The organism is Virgisporangium ochraceum (genome assembly GCF_016863655.1).
GTDB lineage: Bacteria > Actinomycetota > Actinomycetes > Mycobacteriales > Micromonosporaceae > Virgisporangium > Virgisporangium ochraceum.
The window spans coordinates 373,656-396,597 of sequence record NZ_BOPH01000088.1 but is presented as its reverse complement, the minus strand read 5'-3'; the positions used below and the strand labels follow the sequence as shown (position 1 = coordinate 396,597).

Annotated in this window: 24 protein-coding genes; 6 read left to right on the top strand and 18 right to left on the bottom strand. The window is 72.5% G+C overall.

Going from position 1 to position 22,942, the window contains the following annotated elements:
• Positions 1 to 12: 12 nt before the first annotated feature.
• Together Voc01_RS33020 and Voc01_RS33015 are read right to left on the bottom strand one after the other, a co-directional pair.
• Positions 13 to 366 (bottom strand): hypothetical protein, encoded by a 354-nt coding sequence (locus Voc01_RS33020; RefSeq protein WP_203931520.1) that lies wholly within the window; start codon positions 364 to 366, stop codon positions 13 to 15.
• A 15-nt stretch (positions 367 to 381) separates the two neighbouring features.
• Positions 382 to 1,779 carry a diguanylate cyclase domain-containing protein gene (locus tag Voc01_RS33015; RefSeq protein WP_203931519.1) on the bottom strand — a complete coding sequence of 466 codons (1,398 nt, stop codon included), beginning with the start codon at positions 1,777 to 1,779 and terminating at the stop codon, positions 382 to 384.
• A 142-nt stretch (positions 1,780 to 1,921) separates the two neighbouring features.
• Between Voc01_RS33015 and Voc01_RS33010 the strand changes: the two genes are divergently transcribed.
• The gene (locus Voc01_RS33010) at positions 1,922 to 3,352 is read left to right on the top strand and encodes an EAL domain-containing protein (protein WP_203931518.1); all 1,431 of its coding nucleotides are present in this window, start codon (positions 1,922 to 1,924) and stop codon (positions 3,350 to 3,352) included.
• A 202-nt stretch (positions 3,353 to 3,554) separates the two neighbouring features.
• On the opposite strand, the gene Voc01_RS33005 is transcribed toward Voc01_RS33010, so the two are convergent.
• The 8 genes from Voc01_RS33005 to Voc01_RS32970 all read right to left on the bottom strand — a co-directional run bounded on the left by Voc01_RS33005 (position 3,555) and on the right by Voc01_RS32970 (position 10,519).
• Positions 3,555 to 3,827 (bottom strand): hypothetical protein, encoded by a 273-nt coding sequence (locus tag Voc01_RS33005; protein WP_203931517.1) that lies wholly within the window; start codon positions 3,825 to 3,827, stop codon positions 3,555 to 3,557.
• 286 nt (positions 3,828 to 4,113) lie between these two features.
• Positions 4,114 to 6,105 carry a hybrid sensor histidine kinase/response regulator gene (locus tag Voc01_RS33000; RefSeq protein ID WP_203931516.1) on the bottom strand — a complete coding sequence of 664 codons (1,992 nt, stop codon included), beginning with the start codon at positions 6,103 to 6,105 and terminating at the stop codon, positions 4,114 to 4,116.
• Between the two features lie 42 nt (positions 6,106 to 6,147).
• Positions 6,148 to 7,074, bottom strand: a complete 927-nt coding sequence (locus Voc01_RS32995) for a sulfite exporter TauE/SafE family protein (RefSeq protein ID WP_203931515.1) — start codon at positions 7,072 to 7,074, stop codon at positions 6,148 to 6,150.
• Positions 7,071 to 7,649 carry a rhodanese-like domain-containing protein gene (locus tag Voc01_RS32990; protein WP_203931514.1) on the bottom strand — a complete coding sequence of 193 codons (579 nt, stop codon included), beginning with the start codon at positions 7,647 to 7,649 and terminating at the stop codon, positions 7,071 to 7,073. Before Voc01_RS32990 ends, Voc01_RS32995 begins: the two co-directional genes overlap by 4 nt.
• Positions 7,646 to 8,983 (bottom strand): MBL fold metallo-hydrolase, encoded by a 1,338-nt coding sequence (locus Voc01_RS32985; protein ID WP_239160633.1) that lies wholly within the window; start codon positions 8,981 to 8,983, stop codon positions 7,646 to 7,648. The genes Voc01_RS32990 and Voc01_RS32985 overlap by 4 nt, the downstream gene beginning before the upstream one ends.
• Before the next feature lie 34 nt (positions 8,984 to 9,017).
• Positions 9,018 to 9,335 carry a rhodanese-like domain-containing protein gene (locus Voc01_RS32980; protein ID WP_203931513.1) on the bottom strand — a complete coding sequence of 106 codons (318 nt, stop codon included), beginning with the start codon at positions 9,333 to 9,335 and terminating at the stop codon, positions 9,018 to 9,020.
• A 114-nt stretch (positions 9,336 to 9,449) separates the two neighbouring features.
• Positions 9,450 to 9,734: a DUF302 domain-containing protein gene (locus Voc01_RS32975; protein WP_203931512.1), complete on the bottom strand. Its 285-nt coding sequence runs from the start codon at positions 9,732 to 9,734 to the stop codon at positions 9,450 to 9,452.
• The gene (locus Voc01_RS32970; protein WP_203931511.1) at positions 9,731 to 10,519 is read right to left on the bottom strand and encodes a universal stress protein; all 789 of its coding nucleotides are present in this window, start codon (positions 10,517 to 10,519) and stop codon (positions 9,731 to 9,733) included. The genes Voc01_RS32975 and Voc01_RS32970 overlap by 4 nt, the downstream gene beginning before the upstream one ends.
• A 268-nt stretch (positions 10,520 to 10,787) precedes the next feature.
• On the opposite strand from Voc01_RS32970, the gene Voc01_RS32965 reads away from it, so the two are divergent.
• The 3 genes from Voc01_RS32965 to Voc01_RS32955 are packed head-to-tail and all read left to right on the top strand — an operon-like array spanning position 10,788 to position 12,826.
• A complete protein-coding gene (locus Voc01_RS32965; RefSeq protein WP_203931510.1) occupies positions 10,788 to 11,384 on the top strand; it encodes a CBS domain-containing protein in 597 nt (198 codons plus the stop codon).
• 11 nt (positions 11,385 to 11,395) lie between these two features.
• Positions 11,396 to 11,671, top strand: a complete 276-nt coding sequence (locus Voc01_RS32960; RefSeq protein WP_203931509.1) for a GlsB/YeaQ/YmgE family stress response membrane protein — start codon at positions 11,396 to 11,398, stop codon at positions 11,669 to 11,671.
• 3 nt (positions 11,672 to 11,674) lie between these two features.
• Complete coding sequence (locus Voc01_RS32955; protein WP_203931508.1) at positions 11,675 to 12,826, top strand: AI-2E family transporter; 1,152 nt, start codon at positions 11,675 to 11,677, stop codon at positions 12,824 to 12,826.
• Here the strand turns inward: Voc01_RS32955 and Voc01_RS32950 are convergent.
• The 6 genes from Voc01_RS32950 to Voc01_RS32925 are packed head-to-tail and all read right to left on the bottom strand — an operon-like array spanning position 12,752 to position 18,797.
• On the bottom strand, positions 12,752 to 13,903 hold the full coding sequence (locus Voc01_RS32950) for a lycopene cyclase family protein (protein WP_203931507.1): 1,152 nt from the start codon (positions 13,901 to 13,903) through the stop codon (positions 12,752 to 12,754). The genes Voc01_RS32955 and Voc01_RS32950 overlap by 75 nt on opposite strands.
• Positions 13,900 to 15,393, bottom strand: coding sequence for a phytoene desaturase family protein (gene crtI, locus Voc01_RS32945; RefSeq protein ID WP_203931506.1), 1,494 nt, complete (start codon positions 15,391 to 15,393; stop codon positions 13,900 to 13,902). The genes Voc01_RS32950 and crtI overlap by 4 nt, the downstream gene beginning before the upstream one ends.
• Positions 15,390 to 16,310 (bottom strand): phytoene/squalene synthase family protein, encoded by a 921-nt coding sequence (locus tag Voc01_RS32940; protein ID WP_203931505.1) that lies wholly within the window; start codon positions 16,308 to 16,310, stop codon positions 15,390 to 15,392. Before Voc01_RS32940 ends, crtI begins: the two co-directional genes overlap by 4 nt.
• Positions 16,307 to 16,765, bottom strand: a complete 459-nt coding sequence (locus tag Voc01_RS32935; protein WP_203931504.1) for a nitroreductase/quinone reductase family protein — start codon at positions 16,763 to 16,765, stop codon at positions 16,307 to 16,309. The genes Voc01_RS32940 and Voc01_RS32935 overlap by 4 nt, the downstream gene beginning before the upstream one ends.
• Positions 16,758 to 18,008, bottom strand: a complete 1,251-nt coding sequence (locus tag Voc01_RS32930; protein WP_203931503.1) for a hypothetical protein — start codon at positions 18,006 to 18,008, stop codon at positions 16,758 to 16,760. Before Voc01_RS32930 ends, Voc01_RS32935 begins: the two co-directional genes overlap by 8 nt.
• 9 nt (positions 18,009 to 18,017) lie before the next feature.
• Positions 18,018 to 18,797, bottom strand: coding sequence for an SDR family oxidoreductase (locus Voc01_RS32925; protein WP_203931502.1), 780 nt, complete (start codon positions 18,795 to 18,797; stop codon positions 18,018 to 18,020).
• 216 nt (positions 18,798 to 19,013) lie between these two features.
• Here Voc01_RS32925 and Voc01_RS32920 point away from each other — a divergent pair, with 216 nt between their 5' ends.
• Positions 19,014 to 19,895: a polysaccharide deacetylase family protein gene (locus tag Voc01_RS32920; RefSeq protein ID WP_203931501.1), complete on the top strand. Its 882-nt coding sequence runs from the start codon at positions 19,014 to 19,016 to the stop codon at positions 19,893 to 19,895.
• 17 nt (positions 19,896 to 19,912) lie between these two features.
• On the opposite strand, the gene Voc01_RS32915 is transcribed toward Voc01_RS32920, so the two are convergent.
• Entirely contained in the window at positions 19,913 to 20,080 is a 168-nt protein-coding gene (locus Voc01_RS32915; RefSeq protein ID WP_203931500.1) for a hypothetical protein, read from the bottom strand.
• A 193-nt stretch (positions 20,081 to 20,273) separates the two neighbouring features.
• Here Voc01_RS32915 and Voc01_RS32910 point away from each other — a divergent pair, with 193 nt between their 5' ends.
• Positions 20,274 to 22,487, top strand: coding sequence for an MMPL family transporter (locus tag Voc01_RS32910; RefSeq protein ID WP_203931499.1), 2,214 nt, complete (start codon positions 20,274 to 20,276; stop codon positions 22,485 to 22,487).
• Positions 22,488 to 22,535: 48 nt separating this feature from the next.
• Here Voc01_RS32910 and Voc01_RS32905 read toward each other — a convergent pair whose 3' ends face one another.
• On the bottom strand, positions 22,536 to 22,922 hold the full coding sequence (locus Voc01_RS32905) for a hypothetical protein (protein WP_203931498.1): 387 nt from the start codon (positions 22,920 to 22,922) through the stop codon (positions 22,536 to 22,538).
• Between the last annotated feature and the right edge of the window lie 20 nt (positions 22,923 to 22,942).

Sequence of the window (22,942 nt, the reverse complement as noted above, 5' to 3'; positions counted from 1 at the left end):
GGGTCGGCGCCGTCACGCCCGCGTCCTCGCCCGTGTGCGCTGCCACCGGGTGGAGCCCTGGATCCATGCGTGCCCGCTGTTGTCGATGACGATGACGCTGAGAACGTCCGGTGTGGACAGGCCGGGCAGGTCCCCTGTCGCCGCGGGCTCGGTCCACTCGTGCCCGATCCGGATCATCGCGCCGTCGTCGGGCGGAACTGTGACGCCGCGCGGAAGGACCAGCGGGAACCACCGGTCGAACTCGCGGTGCCGCCACTTGATCGCCAGGTCCTCGGCGTCGCACGTCGATCGCAGGATCACGCGGACCGGCAGGTTGCTGCGGTTGACCAGGTGGGCGTAGACATCGACCGACGGGTGGGAGGACAACCGGCTCCGGTGCTCTCACCCGGCGAATACCGGCCGGCCGTGCTCCTTCGCCACGTACATCGCGCGGTCGGCCGCGGCGAGCAACTGGTCGGGCCGGTGCGTTTCGGCGTCGGGGCGGCGCGCCACCGCCACTCCGACGCTCGGACGCACGGAGACGCTGTGGTCGCCGATCTCCATGGGAGCGCTGACGGACTCGACGATACGGTCGGCCACCATGCCGATGTTCTCATCGGTGCCGGCGTCCTCGAGGATCACCACGAATTCGTCTCCGCCCAGCCGGCCGATGGAGTCCGTCCGACGCACCGCTTTCACCAACCGTTGCGCGGTGATGATGAGAACGTCGTCGCCGACAGCGTGTCCGTACCGGTCGTTGATCGGTTTGAACCCGTCGAGGTCGATGAAGAGCACGGCCATCGTCCCCTCGGTGCGGCACGCGCGGGCGAACGCCTCGTGCAGCCGGTTGGTGAGCATCCGTCGGTTGGGTAGGCCGGTCAGCGCGTCATGTGTCGCGAGGTGCTCTTCGTGCCGCTGCGCGGTGATGTCGCGGTTGACCAGCACCAGGCCGCCGTGGTGCCCGCTGCGCCCGTCGGCCGCGCTGACCGAGGCCAGGATGACGAGCGGTGTGCCGGCCGCGTGGCGCTCATGCAGCTCACCGTCCCACCGACCGGTCTCGCTGATGGTTGTCAGCACGTCGTCCAGTGTCAGCGGCACCCCGTCGGTGGTGAAGTACTGCGAGGTGAGGAGCGCGGACAGGTCGCATCCGATGGCCTCACTCGCCGCGTAGCCGTAGATCTTCTCCGCCGCGGTGTTCCAGCTCAGAATCCGCAGATGCTCGTCGCAGGTGATGAGCGCGTCGGAGATCTGCTCGACGACCTCGGCCTGGGCCTGGAGCCCGTCCACGACGGTGGTGGTGTGCGCCAGCACCCGGCGGCCGATCGTGACGACTCCGACGATCGAGGCGACGACGGCCGCGAACGCGAGGTCCTCCCCGCTGAAGTCGGGACGGTCGGTGGTCCGGGTGACGACGAGTGCGCCGACGGACCGGTCGCTACCGGCGATGGGCACGACGGCGTACTGGCGCAGGCCGTGTTCGGGCAGCCAGTCGCCGAACGGGTCGTCTCCGGACACGACGATCTCGGTGGCGCGCGGCACGACGGTCGGATCCAGGGCGGCACGGTCGAGCATTGCCCGCACCGCGTCCGGGTGGCTGCTGACCCCGGTCCCGTCGGAGCCGTCGACGCCGGTCAGCCGAACGGTGCAGGAGTCTCCCCACTCGGCGAGAAAGAGGTCGACGACGGTTCGCAGGAGCCGATCGTCGGTCCAGCCGATGTCTATGGCTCCCGTGAGACCGGCGAGAGCGCGCAGTCTCCCCTCCGCGCCGGCGGACGGGGTTCGCGAGGCACCTGGCTCCACACCTCAATGTCGGCCGGCGCCGACCGGACCTGAGGACTCCACCGCCGCCACCCGGCGACCCGGTCGGGAAACCGCTCAGCTTCGCTCGGCGTCGGCCGATGACACCGATGGCCGGTAACCCGGGGGTGGGATGGAGGCGGCCATGGCGCGTCGATCAGGGTGGCTGCTGTGGTCTCGTGAAGGCTACGACGGCCGGGTGAACGAGCCGCAGACTCCGGAATCGCCCGGGCCGGCCGGCAACGGCTCCCGTGGCGTCACCGCGATCGCGGCCGCGGATCCTCACCACCGGTCGCGGCCGGCGCACCGGGGCGACACCCTGGTCGACCAGATCATCACCGACCGGGCGGTGGACGTCGAGTTCCAGGCCGTCGTCGATTCCCGACGGGACCAGATCGTGGCGTTCGAGGCGCTCGCCCGCGGACCGGAGGGTCCGCTGCGGTCCCCGCTGCAGTTGTTCAACGCGGCCCGTGCGGTGGACCGGCTCGGCGAGCTCGACTGGGTCTGCCGGGCCGAGGCCTTCCGCCGGATGCTGGCCGCCGACCTGCCGCCCGCGATGTCCCTGTTCGTCAACATCGAGGCCGACTCGCTCATCGAGCCGTGCCCCGACGACCTGCTCCCGGTGATGAAGAGCGCGGAGGACCGGCTGCGGGTCTTCGTCGACCTCACCGGACAGGCGCTGTCCCGCTATCCGTGCCAGGTCCTGGAGACCGTCCGCCGGGCCCGGGCGGCCGGCTGGGGGATCGCCGTCACCGACGTCGCCTACAGCAGTGCCGGCCTGACCCTGCTGCCGGTCATCGAACCCGACGTCATCAAGGTCGATCAGCGCATCCTGACCAACCGGGTCGGGCAGACCGCGGAGGCCATTCTCGCCTCGCTCGCCGAGAGCGAACACACCGGCGCGGCGCTGCTGATGGAGAGGGTGGAAAGTCGGGAGGACGCGATGACGGCGCGCGCGTTCGGCGCCACCTACAAGCAGGGACGGCTGCTCGGTCGCGAAGGTCCCCTTCCGACCACCGGGACGGTGCCGACAGCGCCCTTACCTCTGCTGCGCACCCACGAGATCGACGTGCCCCGTACCCCGTTCGAGGTGCTGCTGGACGGTGGCGCCCATCAGACCAGCGGCGTCACCCCGGAGGCGATGGGTCAGCTCATCCAGACGATCGCGAGCCAGGCCTGCGCCAGTCAGCGCGCACCGGTCGTCGCCGCGATCACCCCGGCCGGCTCGGCGATCGACGCCGCGACGGAGGCGATGTGGCGCATGCTGCTGGAGCGCTGTCCGCTGGTGGTCGTTCTCGGTCCCGACGTGTCGAGGTGGAACGACTGGCGGGTACGTGCCGCCGACGTACCGGAGGGCCATCCGTTCGGCCGCGAGCACTGTTTCCTGGCGCTGTCCCCGTCGTCGGCGATGGCTGTCGCCGCCCGGCCGCATCCCGGCGCCAACCCGCGCGATCCGACGTGGGACCTGGCAGTCAGCCAGCAGCAGTCGCTGTGCCGCGACGTGTTGCGTCACCTGCTGGCCACCGTCGACACGCTCGACGGTGGGGTTCACCACGGTCCGCGCGGCGCCTCCTGACATGTCCGCGGCCTGTCGTGGGGCGGCCCACCGCGTGGCAGCGCATGGCGCGCGCACGCCGACCCCCGTCCGGGAGCACTCCCGATTTCGCGTAACCCGCACGGCCGAGCCGGGTCGGGAATAGATTCGTGACACATCGGACGACCCTGTGTCGCCGAGCGTCCACGGGGGTTGACGTGTCTGGTGAACTCGAAATCCAGAGTCAGGGCCGTCGACGCCGCCCGGCCCGGGGAAGGACGATGCTGGCGAAGGTCCTGGTGACACTGGCCGGCGTGGTGAGGGCACCCGGGGCCGCCTTCGCGACGGAGCCGACCCCTGCACCGGGTGCCGCGAAGAGCGGCACGAGCACCAGGACCACGAAGGCGCCGGTGGTGACCACGGATCCGCCGGCCGCACCGCCGGCCGCACCGACAGCCGCACCGACAGCCGCCGCCGGCACCGGGGCCGCCGCAAAGACGACCGGCGGGAAGGTCATGGCCGGTCCGACGACGTCGGCGGGTCCGGGCGCCCGGCCTGCGCCGTCGACGGGCGTCGGCGCTGCGCGGACGCGCGTCCTCGAGGCCGCCACCCCGACGGTCACCTCGGTCTTTCCGCGGAAGTTCGCGTCGACCGACCCGGCCCCCAGTTCGTCATCAGCGGGACGGACCTCGCCTCGGTCACCCAGGTACGTTCCAACGGTGTAGCGATCCCGGGCAACACGTGGGAACTGCAGTCCGGCGACATCTATGTGACCCCGCCGAGCGCGAAACCGGGCGGCACCGTCAGTCGCGGGGCGTGTCGTCGAGGACGGCCCGGATCCGGTCGAGCAGATCGGGCTCGGTGAACGGTTTGCCGATGAGCACCACGCCCGGGTCGAGCGTGCCCTGGCAGGCAAGGACGGGTTGGGCGTAACCCGACATGAACAGGACACGCACGTCGGGTCGGCTCGATCGGAGCTGTGCGGCCACCTCTTTGCCGAGCATCTTCGGCATCACCACGTCGGTGAGGAGCAGGTCGATGTCGGCGGGGTAGGCGTCGGCGACCTTCACCGCTTCGGCTCCGTCGGCGGCGGTCAGGACGTGATAGCCGTTGCGGTCCAGGATGCGCCGGGTCACCTCTCGCAGCGCCTCCTCGTCTTCGACGACGAGTACCGTCTCCCCGCCCCGTCGGTCGCGCCGCTCCGGACACGGCGCCTCGGCTCTGGTGGGCTGGGCGTCGGTCACCGGGAACAGCGTGGTGATCTGCGTTCCAGCGCCCGGAACGGACGCGATGCGCATCGCTCCGCCGGCCTGGGACACGATGCCGTAGATCGTGGCGAGCCCCAGCCCGGTCCCCTCGCCCTTCGGCTTGGTGGTGAAGAACGGCTCACAGGCCCGTTCGATGACGTCCGGCGACATGCCGACGCCGGTGTCTGCGACCTGCATCTCGACGTAACGACCCGGTGGAAGATCGTGGAGCGAGGCCTCGCCGGTGGTCAGCGTCCGGTTCCGGGTCTGGATCTGCAGCGTGCCGCCGTCGGGCATGGCGTCGCGCGCGTTGACCGCCAGATTGACGATGACCTGTTCGATCTGGCCGGGATCCGCCAGCACCGGCCACAGGTCGACGGCCAGCATCGAATGCAGCCAGATGTGCTCTCCGAGCGTGCGGTGCAGCAGTTGTTCGACGTCGGAGAGCACGGTGTTGAGGTCCAGCACGATCGGGCGCACGACCTCCCGACGTCCGAACGCCAGTAGCTGGTGGGTCAGTTCGGTCGCACGCTCACCGGCACGGCGGATCTGGCCGATGTCGTTGAGAAGTCGCGTCCAGCGCTCGTGGGCGGTCTGCGACGGGCGGTCGTCGCCGGACCCGTCCCTGAGTTCGGCGACCTCTTCCGCGACGAACGCGGTGTAGTTGAGCATGACGGCGAGCAGATTGTTGAAGTCGTGCGCGACGCCACCGGCCAGCTGTCCCAGGCTCTCCAGACGTTCGGCCTGGTGCAGCCGGGTCTGCAGACGCTCGCGCTCCGCCTGGGCCTTGAGACGTTCGCGTTCAGCCTGCAACTCCAGTCGCTCCGTGATGTCACGGATGGCGGCTGACACGATCGTGTCGGGACCGGTGCCGAGTGCGGACAGGCTGATCTCCACGGGGAACTCCGTGCCGTCCCGGCGTCGGGCGGCCAACTGCAGGTGCGCACCCATGGGACGCGGCCGCGGGTCGCCGAAGTAGGCGTCCCGGTGCTGAGGATGGCCCTGACGGGCGGCCTCCGGCACCAGGATCTCGATGGGGCGACCGATCAGGTCGTCGCGACGGTAGCCGAACAGTCGGACCGCCTGGGCGTTGGCCATCACGATCAACCCCGCCCGGTCGACGCCCACGATCGCGTCCGGCGCCGCCTCCAACAACCCGACGAACCGGGCCTCGGCGCGCTCCCGGTCGGACACGTCACGCACCACGACGGCGGTCAGCCTGCCGGTGTCGGTCACCACCGGCGACAACGAGATCTCCGCGGGGAACTCGCCACCGTCCTTGCGACGACCCGCCAACTTGATGCCCGCGCCCATCGGACGCGCGTGTGGATCGGCCGCATAGGTAGCCCGGTAGGCCGGATGCCGATGCCGCGCCCCCTCGGGCACGAGGATCTCCACCGGTTGACCGATCAGTTCACTCAACGGATACCCGAACATCCGCACCGACTGCTCATTGGCCAGAACGATCGCGCCGCGCTCATCCACACCGAGAATGGCGTCGGGAGCCGCCTCCAGCAACGCCACCGACACCGACCAAACGGCGCTCATCACGTACCCCCGCGCCCACGAACGCCATAATTTGTCTCAACGCTACTCCGATGCTTCGGAGAGTTGGTCGGCTTCGCGGAACTGGTCAACCCGCTGACCAGCCGACCCGAACCGGCGGGCGGCGACGATGGCTGCCGTCCGGTGGTGCAGGAGCACGGCGCCGCCGGCCACGGCGATCGCGGACGTGCCGCCGACCGCCCACCACCAGGGGGTGCCGGGGAGTTGCTGCGCGAGGACGAGGACGCCCATGGCGAGGACGAACCAACCGAACGTCGCACGGAGGCGGTTCTCGGGGATACGACCGGCGAAGCGGGCGCCGACGAGGCTGCCGAGGATGGCGGCCGCGGTGACGGCGAGGGCGAGGGTCCAGTCGACGTGGACGTCGGCGAGGTAGCCGGCCAGGCCGGCGAAGGACTTCATCGCGATGACGAGGAGCGAGGTGCCGACCGCGACGGGCATCGGTAGGCCGCCGAGCAGAGCAAGGGCGGGGACCACGAGGAAGCCGCCGCCGGCACCGACGAGCCCGGTGACCAGGCCGACGACGACGCCGTCGAGGATGACGCGCGGAACCGGCAGCTCGTGCGGAACGGGCCGGTCGGGATCCGGGCGCCGGCCCCGGATCATCGCGACCGCGGTGGCGAGCATCATCAGCGCGAACCCGGCGAGCAGCACCGCCCCCGGGATGTAGGCGGCGAGCCGCCCGCCGGCGTACGCGCCGGTCATACCGGCCACGCCGAAGACCAGTCCGGTGCGCCAGCGGACCCGGTGGGCGCGGGCGTGCGGCAGCACCCCGACCGCGCTGGTGGCGCCGACGACGAGCAGCGAGGTGGCGATGGCCTCCTTGGCCGGCAGCCCGGCGACGTAGACAAGCAGCGGGACGGCGAGGATGGACCCGCCGCCGCCAAGCAGCCCGAGGCTGACCCCGATGCCGACGGCCAGCAGCACGGTCAATGCGACGGTGGTCGTCACGGGGTCGCCTCCCTCAGCTGACCGACGATGGTGTCGAGGTCGCAGCTGCCGCGGCGGTTGTACGGCAGCCTCGCCAGGAGCATCCCCATCGCGCAGGTGTTGGTCAGCGCCGCGACGGTGAGCCCGGCGCCCATCACGGCGGCGACCCACTGCAGGCCGGGAACGAGCAGCGAGGCCAGGACGCTCACGAGCACGATGCCGCCGGCTACGAGCCGGACCTGCCGTTCGAGGTCCCAGCGGGGCCGGCCCCGCGTGACCGGGGCGGCTGCCTGCTGCTGCCAGGCGAGCATCCCTCCGTCGAGCACCCGGACGTTGGGCAGCCCGACCTCAGCGAGCGTCTGCCCGGCCTGGGTCGCCCGGGCGCCGGAACGGCAGACCAGCACCACCTCGTCGTCGAGGTGGGCGCGCAGCTCGGCCCGGTGCTCACGGAGCAGGTCGAGCGGGACGTTGTAGGCGCCGGGAATGTGGACGGTCTCGAACTCGGCCGGGGTGCGCACGTCCAGCAGCCGTGGCCCGCGGCCGCCGGCGATCAGCTCGCGCAGGGTGGCCGCGTCCATGCCGGTTGGCGCGCTCATGCCACGGCTCCGGCGGGATACTCGTCGTCGACGGTGACCACGCGCCGGCCGGCGGCAGCCAGGATGGACGCGCCGATGGAGGACCGGTAGCCCGCGGCGCAGTGCACCCAGACCTCCCCGTCGGGGACCTCGTCGAGCCGGTCGAGGAGTTCGTGCAGTGGGATGTGCACCGCGTCGTCGAGGTGGCCGTCGGACCATTCCAGCCGGCGGCGCACGTCGAGCACCACGACGCGGCGGTGGTGGCGCACCTGGGCGAGGTCGGCGAAGGTGGCGCGGGGCAGCATCGCGGGTTCGCCGTCACCGACCCACTGCCACGGGCTGCCGGTGGCGTATGCGGCGGGACGGTCGATACCGATGCGGACCAGTTCCCGTTGGGCTTCGGCCACCTGCTCCCGCGTGTCGCCCAGCAGGGTGACCGGTGTGCCCCACGGGATCAGCCAACCGAGGTAGGTGGCGAAGCTGCCGTCGAGGCCGAAGTTGAGCGTGCCGGCCAGGTGCCCGGCCGCGAACGCGACCCGGTTGCGGAGGTCGACCACCCACTCGCCCGCGGCCAACCGTTTACGTAGCTGGTCCGCGTCCGCCCGCTCGGGCAGTGACAGGTCCGGCTCCTCCGGCCCGACGAGGTTCGCCGGGGCCATGTGCGCGTAGTACGCGGGCCAGGCGTCCAGGCCGGCCAGCAGTTCGGCGACGAAGGTCTCCTCGTCGCGCGTCAGCGCCGGGTTGCCGAGGCGTTCGGTGGCGATGGTCGAGGCGCTGGCCTCGGACTGGGTGGCCGAGCAGAAGCTGCCGAACCCGTGCGTGGGGTACACCGCGGCGGTGTCGGGCAGTTCGGTGGCCAGCCGCCGCGCGGAGGCGTACTGGTGGCGCACCAGCGCACCGGTGTGCGCGGGACCGAGCAGGTCCGGGCGGCCGACCGAGCCGTAGAGCAACGAGCCGCCGGTGAAGACCCCGACCGGCCGGTCGTCCTCGAACAGCGCATACGACAGGTGGGTGAACGTGTGGCCGGGTGTGGCCAGCACGCGCACGCGGATGGTGTCGCCGACGGCGATCTCGTCGCCGTCGCGCACGGCCACGCGCTCGAAGGTGACCGGGTCCTCGGCGTTGACGTGGTACGCCGCACCGGTCGCGCCGGCGAGTGCGGAACCGCCGGTGACGTAGTCGTTGTGGATGTGGGTCTCGAACACGTGGGTGATCCGCACACCCTCGGCGTCGGCCAGGGCCAGAATGCGGTCGATGTCACGCTGCGGGTCGACGACGAACGCCACCGACCCGTCGTGGACCAGATAGCCGCGGTCGCCGAGGGTCGGTGTGTCGATGGGCAGGATACGAAGCACGGACAAGCACTCCCTGTCGGAAAAGGTGTCGGTTTCAGCCGGCGTGCGGCCCGGTGACGACCGGGCGGCCGGCGCGCTGCCACGCGGCGGTGCCGCCGGCGACCGACCACGCGTCGACGCCGGCGCGGCCGAGAAGGTCCGCGGCGGTCAGGCTCCGGTTGCCGGTGGCGCAGATGACATACACCGGCCTGTCGCGGGGAAGTGTGGTCACCGTGGACCCGAGCCGAGCCATCGGAACCAACCGCGCGCCGGGCACGTGGCCGGCCGCGTACTCGAAGACCTCGCGGACGTCGATCACGAATGCACCATCGCGGTGGGCGGTGACGAACGTGCGCTGATCGACTTCTCGCATCGGTGTCTGCTCCTTCGGTTGCCGTATACCCCCGGGGGTATCTGGATCCGACGGTAGCGCACGTTTGCCGGTGCCGACAAGCGAGGTTCGTGTACCCCATGGGGTATACTCGGATCAAGCGGCAAGCCCGGCGAGGGCCTTCCGTAGCCGGGTTCCGGCTTCATCGGCGACCGGCTTGAGGTCGGACCGCACGGTCGCCTCCACCATGGTCTGCGGATCGAGCGCCTGGACGAGGCACACGTCGGGCCCGTCCGCACGCACGACGACATTGCAGGGCAACAGCAGCCCGATCTCCCGGTCGATCGTCAGCGCACGATGGGCCAGCGCGGCCCGCACCCTGTCGACGACGGCGACGGAGAACGGTTCAGCGCGATCGCACGGGTGGGCCACGCTGTTCACGACCCCTGTGGGACCACCGCGACCGGGCAGACGCCGTAACGGACCAGCTCTCCCGGCACCGGGCGGGTGGCGCCGGCATGCGGCATCCGGCCGACCACGAGCAGCTGGGCCGGGTGGGCCGCGGCGCGCAGCGCCGACGCCACCTCGAGGCTGTGCTTGGTGGTCCAGCAGACCTGCACCTCCGGGAACTTCAGCGACCACTCCTCCACGGCGTCGGCGAGCATCCGCTCGGCGTTGTCACGGGCCCGCGGGTAGTCGTACGCGGGCCGGTCGGACCGGGTGTCGGCCGGCCTCGACCAGACGTGGACCGCCAGCAGCGGCGCACCGCGCAGCGACGCCTCCTCGAAGGCGAAGCCCACCACGGGTTGCGAGCCGACGAGGTCCACCACCCCGACCACGACGGGCCTCGGCATGTCGTCCGGTGCCTCGCCCGCTCCGGCGTCGCGTGGATGGCGAACGACCACCGGAGCCGGTGACAGGTCGGCCACGCGGCCGGCGAACCGCGCGTCCGATGCGACGACCACCAGGCTGGCGCTGCCACCCATGGCGAGAATCACGTCGGCCTGCGGATCCGCGACCGCCGTGGCGGACACACTCAGGCCGGGGTGCTCGCACCGGGCCTCGGCCGCGAACCGGTCGGCCTCCGCGAGATCGCCACCCGTGTGGACGACGACCAACGGCGTCACCCGTCCCAGCGCCTCCTCGGCCGCCAGGTCGACGGCCGCCAGCGACCCGGGCGACCCGTCCACGCCGACGACGACGGGTCCGTTCGGCTGTGCGGACATCACGCACCTCCTTGTGTGGCCGGATCCGGGACGGCGTCGCCGCCCGCACCCGGTCACGTGCCGTTTCCCCCTCAGCTTTCGGCGCGCCCGCCGCGGATGGTCAGGGCCGAACGACTCGGGTGGACAAGGCCGGGCGACCCGACGGCCGGGCGACCGGTGCGCACGTCCCCGATGGGACCTTCGACCCTGTCAACGGACGGCGCCGCCGGGGAGGCTGGTCCTACGGCGTGGCGAGGAGTGTGCGTGGCGTCGGTCTGGAGGCCCTGCGATGGCCGTACCGCTGGTGCGTGACGTCATGTCCCCGAGCCACGTCGCGATCCGCCACGACGCCGCCCCGATGGAGATCATCGAGGCGCTGGTCAGACACGAAACCGCCGTCCTACCGGTCGTCGACGGGTCCGGGCGGGTCGTCGGGCTCTGCTGTGAGGCCGACGTCCTGCCGCACGTCGCCCGGACGGCACCGGCCGCCCGCATGCCCGTCAGGCAGGAGCGGCGCGCCTTGACCGTCCGGCCGGACACGCCGGTCACCGCGGCCGCGCAGCTCATGGACGCCGCCCGGGTGGACGGGTTGCCGGTCGTCGATCCGGCCGGCGGCCCCGTCGGTACGGTCGCGCGGCGCGACGTGCTGCGCGCGTCCCTTCAGCTGACCCCGGCGGTCCGCAACGAGCTCGCGGGGCCGCTCCTGCGGCGGGTACTGGCGCGCCGGGCCCCGCACGTACGGGTCGACGTCGCCGACGGAGTCGTCACGCTGACCGGGTGGACCGAGCGGCGAAGCACCGCCCGGCTGGCCGTCAACGTGGCCCGTGCCGTCCCCGGCGTCGTCGACGTGTCCGACCGGGTGACATACCGGCACGACGACGAGTGAGGTGGTTCGCCATGGAGATCTCAGGAATTGTCAGCGCCGTCTTCATCGGCCTCGTGATCGGCGGGTTGGGCCGGCTGGTGGTGCCCGGACGGCAGCGGATCGGGTTCTGGCTCACGCTCCTCGTCGGGGTCGTCGCCGCGCTCCTCGGCACGGTGGTCGCGGGCGTTCTGGGCGTGGCCGAGACCCGTGGCGTGGACTGGGTCGAGCTGATCCTGCAGGTCGGTTTCGCCGCCGCCGGAGTGACGATCGTCGACGGTATGCGCCACCGCCGTGCCCTGAGCAGGTAACCGGTGCGCGGGGACGCGGCGGAGTCCCGTCCGCTCGATCCGGGTTCGCGGGCGTGGACCGCGCTGCCGTGGGCGCTGCGCGTCGCGACGCTGTACGCGTCGTGCGTGATCGTGCTCGCGACCGGCGGATACCTGCTGCTCCGGGTTCTCGGGCGGATCGCGCCGCTGACCGTCGCCGTGATCGTCGCCCTGCTGCTCGCCGCCCTGGTGGAACCGCTAATGGGACCGGTTCTGCGGCTGGGCGCGTCCCGATGGCTCGCCGCGCTGCTCGGGGTGCTGGCTGTGGCCGTGGTCGTCGCGCTGCCGCTGATGCTGGGCTGGCGGGAGGTGATGGACCAGTTCGGTGAGCTCGGTGGCGCGGTCGGCAACGGGCTGGACAAGGTCGGCGACTACCTCGTCGACGGTCCGCCCGGGCTCGACCGCGCCCAGGTCGACCAGGCCCGCGACGGCCTCACCCGGATGCTGCCCACCTCCGGCGGCGATCTGCTGACCGGAGCGGTCACGGTGTTCGGAATCCTCACCCTCGGGCTGCTCACGGCGTTTCTGCTGTTCTTCCTCCTGAAGGACGGCCCGACGATGTGGGCGTGGCTGGTCGGGCGGCTGCCGGCCCGCAGGCAGGCCGCGATCGACGACGCGGGACGCGCGGGTTGGCGGGTGCTCGCCCGGTATACGCGGGGCATGGTCGTGGTGTCGTGCATCGACGCGGTCGGCATCGGGCTCGCGCTGCTGATCCTGCGGGTGCCGCTGGCGTTGCCGCTGATCCTGCTCACCTTCCTCGGCGGATTCGTCCCCTACCTCGGAGCGACCGTGGCCGGCTCGGCCGCCGTCCTGGTGACCCTCATGTCCAACAACCTCACCGACGCCCTGATCGTCCTCGCGACGGTGCTCACCGTGCAGAGCGTGGAGGGGTACCTGCTGGAGCCGTTGATCGTCGGGCGGGCGGTCCGGTTGCACCCCGTCGCGGTACTGCTCGCGGTGGTCGCCGGTGGTCTCGTGGGCGGTGTGGGCGGAGCGGTGATCGCCGTGCCGCTGCTCGCTTTCGGCTATCAGGTGACGGTGCGGCTCACCCGGTCACCGCAATCACCACCGACGCAGCGCACGCCTCGCGACGGAGCGCACATACGGCGCCTTCGGCATGGTGGCGATCAGCCTTAGCTGCTCGCCAGGCGGGCTGCACTCGTCGAGGAAACGCAGGACGCGGTCGGCCGGGTTGCCCAGGAACAGCCGGGCGAAGGTGCGTTCGATCTGGTGCGGATCGCGGTCGAGCACGTCCAGCAGCACGGAGTCGAGGAACCGGTACCACCGGGACGGCCGGGGCCGGTCGAACGGATGCCCGCCGCGGGCCAGCGAACGGGCGATCGCCGCGCTGTCGCGGTGGATGCGTTGGTAGGCATAGCCGGTGCTGGCCTTGACGATCCCTCCACAGGCACCGATGCGCAGCACGTGCCGACCGGACCGGGGCGGGGGCGACGCGCGGAGCGGCAGCACCGCCGACTCGGTCCGCCCGACCGTGTACCCGCTCCCGTCCAGCACGCCGGAGATGTACCCCGCGAGGAGAGCCGCGCGGCCGTCCGGCGGTGTGGGCCTCCCGTGGCGCGGCACGAACTCGGTCACCTCGACCAGGGCACGCCGGTCGCTGTGGGGAAGGACGTACACGAACCGGGCGGCGTCACCCTGCGGGACCCGGAAGTCGAACAGGGTGGGCACGTCGGGGTCGAACACGGGACGGGCGCACTCGATCTCCCATCCGGTGAACGCCAACCGCGCGTCCGCCGCACCGGTCGGCGGTGACGCGGAGACGCTGTCGAACACCCACCCCGCCCGGACCGCCACCCCATCGACGGTTATCTCCGCCTCGCGCTCCCCGTCGCGGACATCCCCGACGCGGCCCGGCGCCAGCGTGAAGGCCGGGCAGCGCCGTAGCAGCCCGGCGACGACGTGGCGCAGGTCCCGCCGGTGGACCACCTGGTACTCGAACGTGCGCAGAGCCACCACGGCGTCCGCACCGGCGGCGTGCACACCGAGCCGCCGGTACCGGTGCGAGACCGCCGCGTCGAGGAGAGCCGGAGCGGCCGCCCAGAACCCCCAGCACTGTGCTGCCGGACGCGCCACGGGATCGTCGACGACGAGCACCGAGCGGTTCCGCCACCCGGCGACGGCCAGATGGGCGGCCAACGACAGCCCGCTCGCCCCGCCACCGGCGATCACCGCGTCGAACCGGTCCGCGCTCATGACACGCCGGTGATCCGTTGCGCGGCGAGCTTGCCGGAGATCAGCACCATCGGTACACCCACGCCCGGCTGGGTCCCCGAGCCGACGAACACGACGTTGTCCAGGCCGGGGTGCAGCGTCGCCGGGCGGAACGGGCCGGTCTGCGCGAACGTGTGCGCCGCGGCGAACGGGGTGCCGGCCGCCATCCCCTCGGCCGCCCAGTCCGCGGGCGTGACCATCCGCGAGACCTCGATGCCCGCGCCGAACCCGACGTACCCCCGCTCCTCGAGCAGGGCCACCAGTTCGTCGGCGTAGCCCCGGGCCAGCGGACCGCGCCAGTCGAACGGGGCGACGGTCAGGTTCGGCACCGGCGCCAGCACGTAGTACGTGTGCCGGCCGGCGGGTGCGAGCCCCGGGTCGGCGCGGCTGGGGTTGCTGACGAACAGCGAGGGGTCGCTCATCAGCTGACCGTGGCGGATCACCTCGTCGAACGTGCGCCGCCACGACCGTCCGAAGTGGAGGTTGTGGTGCGCGATCCGGGTGTACCCGCGGGAGCTGCCGATGTGCAGCACCACCGCGGACGGCGAGGGCCGCAGGCGCCGGACCCGGCGCGGCGTGTGCGGCAGCAGGTCCCGGTACGCGACCGGCAGGTCCGGGTTCAGCACGACCACGTCCGCGGCGATGCGCTCGCCGTCGGTGGTGACGACCGCGGTGGCCCGGTCACCGCGGACCTCGACCCGCGCGACCTCGGTCGCGTACCGCAACCGCACGCCGTGCTTCTGCGCCGCCGCGGCCATCGCGACCGGTACGGCGTGGATGCCACCGACGGGGAAGTAGACGCCCTCGACCGAGTCGAGGTAGGCGATGACCGCGTAGATGCCGAGCGCGTCATGGGGCGCCAGCCCGGCGTACATGGCCTGGAACGAGAAGATGCGCCGGGTGCGCGGGTCGCGCAGGTGACGGTCCACTGTGGACTGCAGTCGCCGGAAGCCGCCGGCCGCGACGAGCCGCAGCAGGTTCACGGTGAGCAGGTCGCGTGGACTGTCGAGGTTACGCTCGACGAAGTCGGCCCGTTCCAGCCGCCAGAGCCGCCGCAGGTGCTCGACGAACCGCAGGTAGCGGTCGGCCTCCCGGGGCCCGCAGACCCCGCTGATCTCGGCCGCCATCCGTCGCGTGTCGGCGATGACGTCCACAGTGGACCCGTCGGGGAAGTGCGCGCGGTAGGCGGGATCGACCGGCCGCAGTGTGATCCGGTCGGCGAGCCGTTCACCGACGGCGGCCAGGCACTCCTCGACCAGGCCGGGCATCGTCAGCACGGCCGGGCCCGTGTCGAACCGGTAGCCGTCGAGGGTCAGCACGCCGGCCCGGCCACCGGGTACGGGTTGGCGCTCGACCACGGTCACCTGCCGGCCGGCACCGGCCAGGTGGAGCGCGCACGCCAGCCCGCCCAACCCGGCGCCGACGACCACGACCCGGTCGGTCGGACCCCGCACGGCCCGCCGGCCGGTCACCTCGACCCCTCCCCCGGCAGGCTGCGCACCGGGCGGCCCGGCGGTGTCAGCAGGCTCGTCGCCAGTCCCGCCACGCGTCGTCGCGTCGGCACCGTGGCGCGCCGCGAGAACACGTCGTACCCGGCGCGGACGACCTCGTTGAGAATCCCGCCGTACAGCCGGAACGCCGTGCGGATGCAGGCCTGCGAGGTGGGTGCCAGCAGCGGGATGCCCTCGGCGGCCAGGGCGTAGTGCCGCCGCGCCCGTCCGACCTCGAATGCGACGAGGTCGCGCACCGCCGGGGTCAGCGCCCGCGCGCGCAGCGTCCCGGGGGCGACGTGGAAGTGCGCCAGGTCCGCTATGGGCAGGTAGATCCGGCCGAGGTCGAGGTCCTCGCCGACGTCCCGGATGAAGTTGGTCAGCTGGAACGCCAGCCCCAGCTGGCGGGCCGGCTCCCGGGCCGCGTCGAGGTCGGACGCTCCCAGGATCGGCAGCATCAACGTCCCGACCGCGGCGGCGGAGCCGTCCATGTAGCCGAGCAGGTCGTCGTAGGTCGCATACGAGTCGATGGTCAGGTCCGCCTCCATCGACCGCAGGAACGCCACGAAGTCGGCCCGGTCCAGATCGAAGACCGCGATGGTGTGCAGGACGGCCGGAAGCACCGGGTCGTCCACCGGTGCGCCGTCGAGCGCGGCGAGGAACCGGTCGGTCCAACGCCGCAGCCGGTCGGCCCGGGTCGGGTCGTCGGGAGCGCCGTCGACGATGTCGTCGGTGCGGCGGGTGAACCCGTACAGGGCGTGCACGTGCCGGCGTTTCCACCGCGGCAGCAGGTGGGTGGCGAGGTAGTAGGTCCGGCCGTGCTCGCGGTTGACCGCCCGGCACCGCCGGTACGACCCGTCGAGATCGACGGCACCGGTGCGGGGCGGCCACACGGTCATGCCGCGGGCCCCGGCTCCAGCACCACCACGGCCGTCTCGGTCGGTCGCCGTGCGGCGAACGCGTCGAGGTTCCTGTCGATCTCCCGCCACCGGGCCCACAACCGCTCCCGTTCCGCACCCGTGGCGGCGTGACCGCGTACCCACCGGTGCGTGCCCGCGACGTCGACCTCCGCCTCCTCGTTCGCCTGGAGGTTGAGCCACCACGCCGGCTCGCCCGCACCCCACCCGTTCATCGCCATCGAGACCAGGTTCGGGCCGTCCTCGAAGTACCCCAGGATCACGCTTCGCGGCCGGCCGGTGCGCCGGCCCGTCGTCGTCAGCCGCAGGGCGCCCCAACCGTTCGGACGTGGCCGCCACAGTCCGACGCGGCCACGGGTGACGCGGTACAGGGCCCGGTGCACCGACCACGCCAGACGGATGAACCAGCGCGGCGGAAGCCGCGCGCTGTCAGTCATGACCAACCTCCTGCGCGGGGACGGGGGACGGCCGCATCGTGCGCAGCCAGGCCTCCAGCCGTGTGCGGTGGTGGCCCCGCACCACCACCACGTGGTTGCCCAGCGGCGCGGTCAACAGGTCGTCGATGGCGGTGGCGGGCAGCCGAACGGTCAGCTGGGTCCGGCACAGCCCTTCCCGGACGGGTCGTCGGACCGACTCACCCTCGGCGAGCCAGCACCGGTCCAGCCGGCGGCCACCGATGCGGACCAGGGTGACCGGGCCCGTGTGCAGGGTACCGTCGATCGCCGCGCCCAGGCCGGACTCGAAATGGGAGCGGATCCGGTACCCGGTGGTCAACGACCGGGCCACGGTGCAGTGGGCGAGTACCAGTTCGTGATCCGCGGTGTTCACCTGCGCGGGGTTGGCCATCCACGGCACCTCGTCGAGCAGCAGACGCGTCCAGACCATCGCGATGGTGCTGGGCAGGTCACCCTCGCAGCCCGCGGTGATCCCGGTGTCGTTGAGCTCGGCGAGCGCGAGGCAGCCGCTCGTCCGTAGTTCGCCGAGCAGGTCGAAGCAGCGCACGGTGACCGCGTCGAGACGATGGACCCGCACCAGGTCGGCGAGCGCGGGATGCACCCGGGCAGCGGCCGTGACCACCGCTCCGGACTCCCCGACCGCGGCCGCCCCGCCGGCCACGGACGCCGCCAGCGCGGCTGCCGTCCCGGGAGCGTCGCTGCGATAGGACGCCACCGCTTCCGCGATGTCGACGGGCACGACGCGCGGTCCCCACGCGTCGCGGACGACCTCCGGGGTCGGTGCACTGGCCACCAGCCAGTCCGAGGGCGAACCCACCAGCCCGATCCGCAGCCGGCGCAGCCGGCGGGCCACCGCCACGTCGTGGGCCGCCTCCGCGAGCGCCGTCTCCGCATGCGCCGTTCCGTCCAGGTAGATGACGCGGGCCGGGCGGCCGTCCTGATGCAGCCGCGCGACGGCCTCCAACGCGGCCGCGAGCGAGTTGTGCCACGGGTGGGCCGCGACGACCACCGGTTCGGTCTGCCGCCGCGCCGCCACCGCGTCGAGGACGAACCGCTCCGTCCCTCCGGTCAGGACGACAATGGCCAGGGGCGCATCGGCCGCTGGCGTGTCGGTGCGCCGCCCACCGGCAGCGGTCAGGGCGGTCGAGAGCCCGTCGAGCAGCCGCTCGACAGATGCCCCGTCGTGCAGAGCGGACGCGACCGGAAGGTAGGCGAAGCCGGACATGGGTCCACGTCACCAGACCGAGTCACCGCGGATGACCGCGTCGCTGCCGCCGTCGATGTAGATGACCTGACCGCACAGGTGGGTGTTCTCGACCCCGCCGAGCCAGGCCAGCAGGCGTGCCACGGTCACCGCCTCCGCGACGCCGTTGAGCGGCATCGGCACGATCTCCAGCAGTGCCGCCTTCTTCTCCTCGGTCGCGATCAGGTCAGCGGTCATCGGTGTCGCGATGACGCCGGGCCCGACGACGTTGAGCGGGATCGAGGCACCGGCCCACGCCGTGCCCGGCGCGTGGCGGCGTACCCATTGGGAGATCGCCCGCTTGCTGGAGCCGTAGATCCGTCCGGCGTGCTCCAGATCCTTCGCCAGCACCTCGGCGCGGGCGAGCGCCGCGATCTCGTCGCCCGCCGCGAGCGCCGCGACCAACTGGTCGTCGACCGGGTGCAGGGCGGCCATCGACGAGACCACCACGGCCCGCGGTGCCACCGAACCCAGCAGGAACGGGCGCAGCCCTTCGAGGGTGGCGACAGCGCCGAAGTAGTTCACGGCGACGGTCACCGGCGACGGCTGCGCGAGCCCGGCGACCGCGAACACCGCGTCGACGGTCCCACCGCAGAGGCGGCCCACGCCCTCCACCATCGCGACGCGACCCTCGGCGGTGGCCAGGTCGGCGACGACGTCCGCGTCGCGCAGATCCACCCCGATGACGCGCTCGCCGCGGCTCTCCAGCAGGTCCCTCGTCGCCCTGCCGATGCCTGACGCCGAGCCGGTGATCACAGATGTGCGTACCATGACAAGCCCTCATTCCCGACGCGATCCCCCGGTTGTTCCGATGGTCGTGCGACCGCGCACCGTCCGGCAGGGCCGAAGTCCCCGGTGCGCGCGGGACCGATGGCCGGGCCTTTCGACCCTGGCCGCCGCCTCGTCCACCGCGACGCTGGAGGTAGCGGTCACGTGCCGCCATCGCCGGGGTACCGGAGGTGCCGCCTCACGGGACGGGAGGTCGCCGTGCGCCGTCGTCTGCTCATCATCGGGGTTGTCGTCGCGATCGCGGCCGTGCTCGCAGGGGTGTACGTCGTCGCCCGCACGGCGGGAACCGGTTCGGACCGTGCCGGACGACCTGTACCGACCGCGTCGGTCGCCTCCTCCGTGTCCTCCGCCGCCGCGCCGGCGCCCGGCCCGGGCTCGCAATCCCCGACCCGGTCGGCCGCACCGCCCGCCCCCAGCCGGACACCCGGCGCGCCGGGTGTTCCCGCAGCCCTGCGCGGTAAGGACATCGAGGCGATTCCGACGTCGGACCGGGTGGTGGCGTTGACCTTCGACGCCGGAGGCAACGCCGACGGCCTGCCGGCGATCCTCGGAGCGCTCGCGGCCCGGGGCGCCCACGCGACGTTCTTCCTCACCGGAGACTGGGCCGGGCGGTACCCGGCCGCGGTGCGCTCGATCGCGGCCGCCGGACACCGGCTCGGCAACCACTCCTCGACCCACCCCTACTTCCGGCGCCTCACCGACGGACAGGTCCGGGCCGAGATCGCCCGGGGGGAGCGGGAGCTGACGGCCAATGGCGGAACCGACACCCGGCCCCTGTTCCGCTTCCCTTACGGTGACCGCGACGCCCGCACCATCGCGGCGGTCAACAGCGCCGGTTACGTCGCCGTCCGCTGGACCGTGGACACGGTCGGCTGGAAGGGAACCACGGGCGGCGTCACCGTCCAGCAGGTTGTCGACCGGTCGGTGGCGGGTGCGCGTCCCGGCGAGATCATCCTGATGCACATCGGCTCGCACCCCGAGGACGGCTCCACGCTGGACGCGGAGGCGCTGCCGACCGTCATGACCCGGCTGACGGCGCTCGGGTTCCGGTTCGTCACCCTCGACGCGCTGCTGCGGTGACGCCGGTCCGCTACGAGTCACAACCACAGCGGGGCGAGCCAGCCGAGCAGCACCGCACCGCCGGCGAGCATGCCCACCACGAGTCCGACGACCCGGCGCCGGGCGACCAGGAACAGGCCGGTGATCGCACCGACGCTGGTGCCCGCGCAAGTGACCAGAAAGGCGAGCGCCGGACCGGGGCCCATCCCGCCCACGCGACGCCGGGAGCGTCGCCTGCCACGGCCCTGATCTGACGGACAGACCCGAAGGTCCCGGGTCGGAGATCCGCTGCTGCCAACGTCGTTGCGGGACTTTCGGCCCGTGTCGGCACGGCCCGCGACCGCCAGCATGCGGGGGACGGCGACCGACGCCGGTCGCGGTCTCGGCTGGAGGTGTTCCATGGGCGACGGACGTAACATCGCGGCCGCGGTCGGCGGCTGGAGCGTGCGGCACCGGGTCGTCGCCATCGTCGGTTGGCTGCTGCTGGTCGTCGTGGCGACGGTGATCGGGTCCGCCGCCGGCCAGCGGCAGATGACCGTCGACGAGTACGCGCAGGGGGACTCGGCCCGCGCCATGCGCGTCCTCGACGACGCCGGGCTCACCCCGCCCGCCGGGGAGCTGCTGCTGGTCCACAGCGACCGCGCGACCGTCGACGACCCGGCGTTCCGCGCGGCCGTCGACGGGGTGGTGTCGGGGCTGCGCGCCACCGGTATCGTCACCGACCTCCGCGAGCCGTACGCCGCCGGCCTGATCTCGCGCGACCGGCACAGCGCGCTGGTGCGGTTCGCGGTGACCGGTGACTCGAATACGGCGTACGAGCGGGTGCAGCCGGTGCTCGACGCGGTCGGCGCCGCCCGGACGGCCCACCCGGACCTGACCTTCGACCAGTTCGGCGAGGCCAGTGCCAACAGGTGGTTCAACGACACGATCCTCGCGGACTTCCACCGCGCCGAGTGGACGGCGGTACCGCTCGCGTTGGGCATCCTGCTCGTCGCGTTCGGCGCGCTGCTGGCCGCCGTGCTGCCCGTCGGGCTGGCGATGACCGCGTTCCTCGCCGCCAACGGGCTTCTCGCGCTGGTGAGCCACCGCATGCACGTCGACAACTCGACCAGTTCGGTGATGCTCCTCGTCGGACTCGCCGTCGGCGTCGACTACTGCCTGTTCTACCTGCGCCGCGAGCGCGAGGAACGGGCGAAGGGGAACGACGCGGCCACCTCGCTGCGCATTGCGGCCGCGACCTCGGGACGGTCGGTGCTGGTCTCCGGTATGACCGTGGTCATCGCCATGTCCGGCATGTTCCTGTCCGGCATGCTGCTGTTCGACGGCTTCGCCGTCGCCACCATCATGGTGGTGCTCGTGGCCGTCGTCGGCTCGGTGACCGTCCTGCCCGCGCTGCTGTCCCTGCTCGGCGACCGGGTCGAGTTCGGCCGGATACCCGGCCTCGGCCGGCTGCGGCGGCCGCAGGGCGGGAGCCGCGTCTGGGGTGCGATCCTCGACCGGGTCCTCGCCCGCCCGGGTCTGTCCGCGCTGGTGTCCGGGGCCTTCCTCCTGGTGCTGGCCGTTCCGCTCCTTGGCATCCACACCGAGCGGCTGAGCCTGGACAAGCAGCTGCCCGCCGACTCCACGATCGTCCGGTCGTACGACCGCATCGCGGCGGCGTTCCCCGGTGGTCCGAGCCCGGCGCGGGTGGTGGTCCGGGCCGGCGACGTGCAGTCACCGGAGCTGCGTCGGGCGACCGAGGCGTTCCGCGCCGCCGCCCTGGCCACCGGGCTGGTGGCCGAGCCGATCCAGGTCACCACGCACGCCCCGCAGGGCATCGTCGAGATCGACGTGCCGTTGGCCGGCAACGGAACCGACAGCACGAGCCGGCGCGCCCTCGCTGCCCTCCGTGATGACGTGATCCCACGCACGTTCGGCTCGACGCCCGGAACGCGGACCTACGTCACCGGCGACCTGGCCTTCTCCGTGGACTTCAACGACCGGCTCCGGCGCGGGATCGCACCCGTCGTCGTGTTCGTCCTCGGCCTCGCGTTCGTGCTGATCCTGGTGGCGTTCAGGTCACTCACCATCGCGGCGGTGTCGGTCGCGCTGAACCTGCTGTCGGTCGCCGCGTCGTTCGGCGTCATCGTGGCGGTGTTCCAGCACGGCTGGGGCGCCGCGCTCGTCGGCACCGAGGGCGTCGGCGCGATCGAGTCGTGGCTGCCGCTGTTCGCGTTCGTCATCCTGTTCGGGCTGTCGATGGACTACCACGTCTTCGTCGTGTCGCGGATCCGCGAGGCGCACGACAACGGCGCGCCCACGCGCGAGGCGGTGTCGCAGGGCGTCCGGGCGTCGGCCGGCGTGGTGACGAGCGCCGCGGTCATCATGGTCGCCGTGTTCGCGGTGCTCGCCACCCTCTCGATGCAGGTGTTCAAGCAGATGGGGGTGGGCCTCGGCGTCGCCATCCTCCTCGACGCGACCGTGGTGCGGGCGGTGCTGCTGCCCTCGCTGCTCACGCTGCTCGGCGACCGGTGCTGGTACCTGCCGCGCTGGCTGTCGTTCCTGCCGCGGCCGGCCCCACCGCCGGGTGGGACCACGGCCCCGGTCCCAGAGACCGTCGACGCGCGGTCGTGAACACGCGACCGACCGGTCCGCTCCCGGACCGGTCGGTCTCGCGCGTGGTCACCCTTCGCCGTCGTCCGCGGGTGTGGGACCGGTGGCGGACGGCGTCCCGGTGCGGACCGCGACCCACACGCCGGCGCCGATGGCGGCCGCGACCGGCAGCGACACCGCGCCCATCGCCGTCAGGGCCGCCAGGCCTCCGAAGTAGACGACCCGCTCGCGACCCGACACCAGCCGCCCGAACGCATGGACGATCCTGCCGGCCCCGTCGAGCAGGTCGTCCGCGACGGCGCGCGGCTGCGGCAGGTCAGGGTGCGGGAGGTGCGGCGCGGCGAAGGTCACCCGACGCACGCCGACGGTCGGCACCGGCACCGTCACCTCCCACGTGCTCTCCTCCTGCGGTGCCTTGGCCACATCGGCCGCGGTCAGGTCGATCGTTCCGGTCATGGAGCTCACCCCTTCCGTCC

Coding starts and splice junctions, on each gene's coding strand:
- Voc01_RS33010 (WP_203931518.1), top strand. CDS start 1,922: ATGGCGCGTCGATCAGGGTGGCTGCTGTGGTCTCGTGAAGGCTACGAC.
- Voc01_RS32940 (WP_203931505.1), bottom strand. CDS start 16,310: ATGACCGTGTGGCCGCCCCGCACCGGTGCCGTCGATCTCGACGGGTCG.
- Voc01_RS32980 (WP_203931513.1), bottom strand. CDS start 9,335: ATGCGAGAAGTCGATCAGCGCACGTTCGTCACCGCCCACCGCGATGGT.
- Voc01_RS32925 (WP_203931502.1), bottom strand. CDS start 18,797: ATGGTACGCACATCTGTGATCACCGGCTCGGCGTCAGGCATCGGCAGG.
- Voc01_RS32935 (WP_203931504.1), bottom strand. CDS start 16,765: ATGACTGACAGCGCGCGGCTTCCGCCGCGCTGGTTCATCCGTCTGGCG.
- Voc01_RS32910 (WP_203931499.1), top strand. CDS start 20,274: ATGGGCGACGGACGTAACATCGCGGCCGCGGTCGGCGGCTGGAGCGTG.
- Voc01_RS32960 (WP_203931509.1), top strand. CDS start 11,396: ATGGAGATCTCAGGAATTGTCAGCGCCGTCTTCATCGGCCTCGTGATC.
- Voc01_RS32990 (WP_203931514.1), bottom strand. CDS start 7,649: ATGAGCGCGCCAACCGGCATGGACGCGGCCACCCTGCGCGAGCTGATC.
- Voc01_RS32965 (WP_203931510.1), top strand. CDS start 10,788: ATGGCCGTACCGCTGGTGCGTGACGTCATGTCCCCGAGCCACGTCGCG.
- Voc01_RS33000 (WP_203931516.1), bottom strand. CDS start 6,105: ATGAGCGCCGTTTGGTCGGTGTCGGTGGCGTTGCTGGAGGCGGCTCCC.
- Voc01_RS32915 (WP_203931500.1), bottom strand. CDS start 20,080: ATGGGCCCCGGTCCGGCGCTCGCCTTTCTGGTCACTTGCGCGGGCACC.
- Voc01_RS33005 (WP_203931517.1), bottom strand. CDS start 3,827: ATGACCTTCCCGCCGGTCGTCTTTGCGGCGGCCCCGGTGCCGGCGGCG.
- Voc01_RS32970 (WP_203931511.1), bottom strand. CDS start 10,519: ATGTCCGCACAGCCGAACGGACCCGTCGTCGTCGGCGTGGACGGGTCG.
- Voc01_RS32930 (WP_203931503.1), bottom strand. CDS start 18,008: ATGTCCGGCTTCGCCTACCTTCCGGTCGCGTCCGCTCTGCACGACGGG.
- Voc01_RS32950 (WP_203931507.1), bottom strand. CDS start 13,903: ATGAGCGCGGACCGGTTCGACGCGGTGATCGCCGGTGGCGGGGCGAGC.
- Voc01_RS32905 (WP_203931498.1), bottom strand. CDS start 22,922: ATGACCGGAACGATCGACCTGACCGCGGCCGATGTGGCCAAGGCACCG.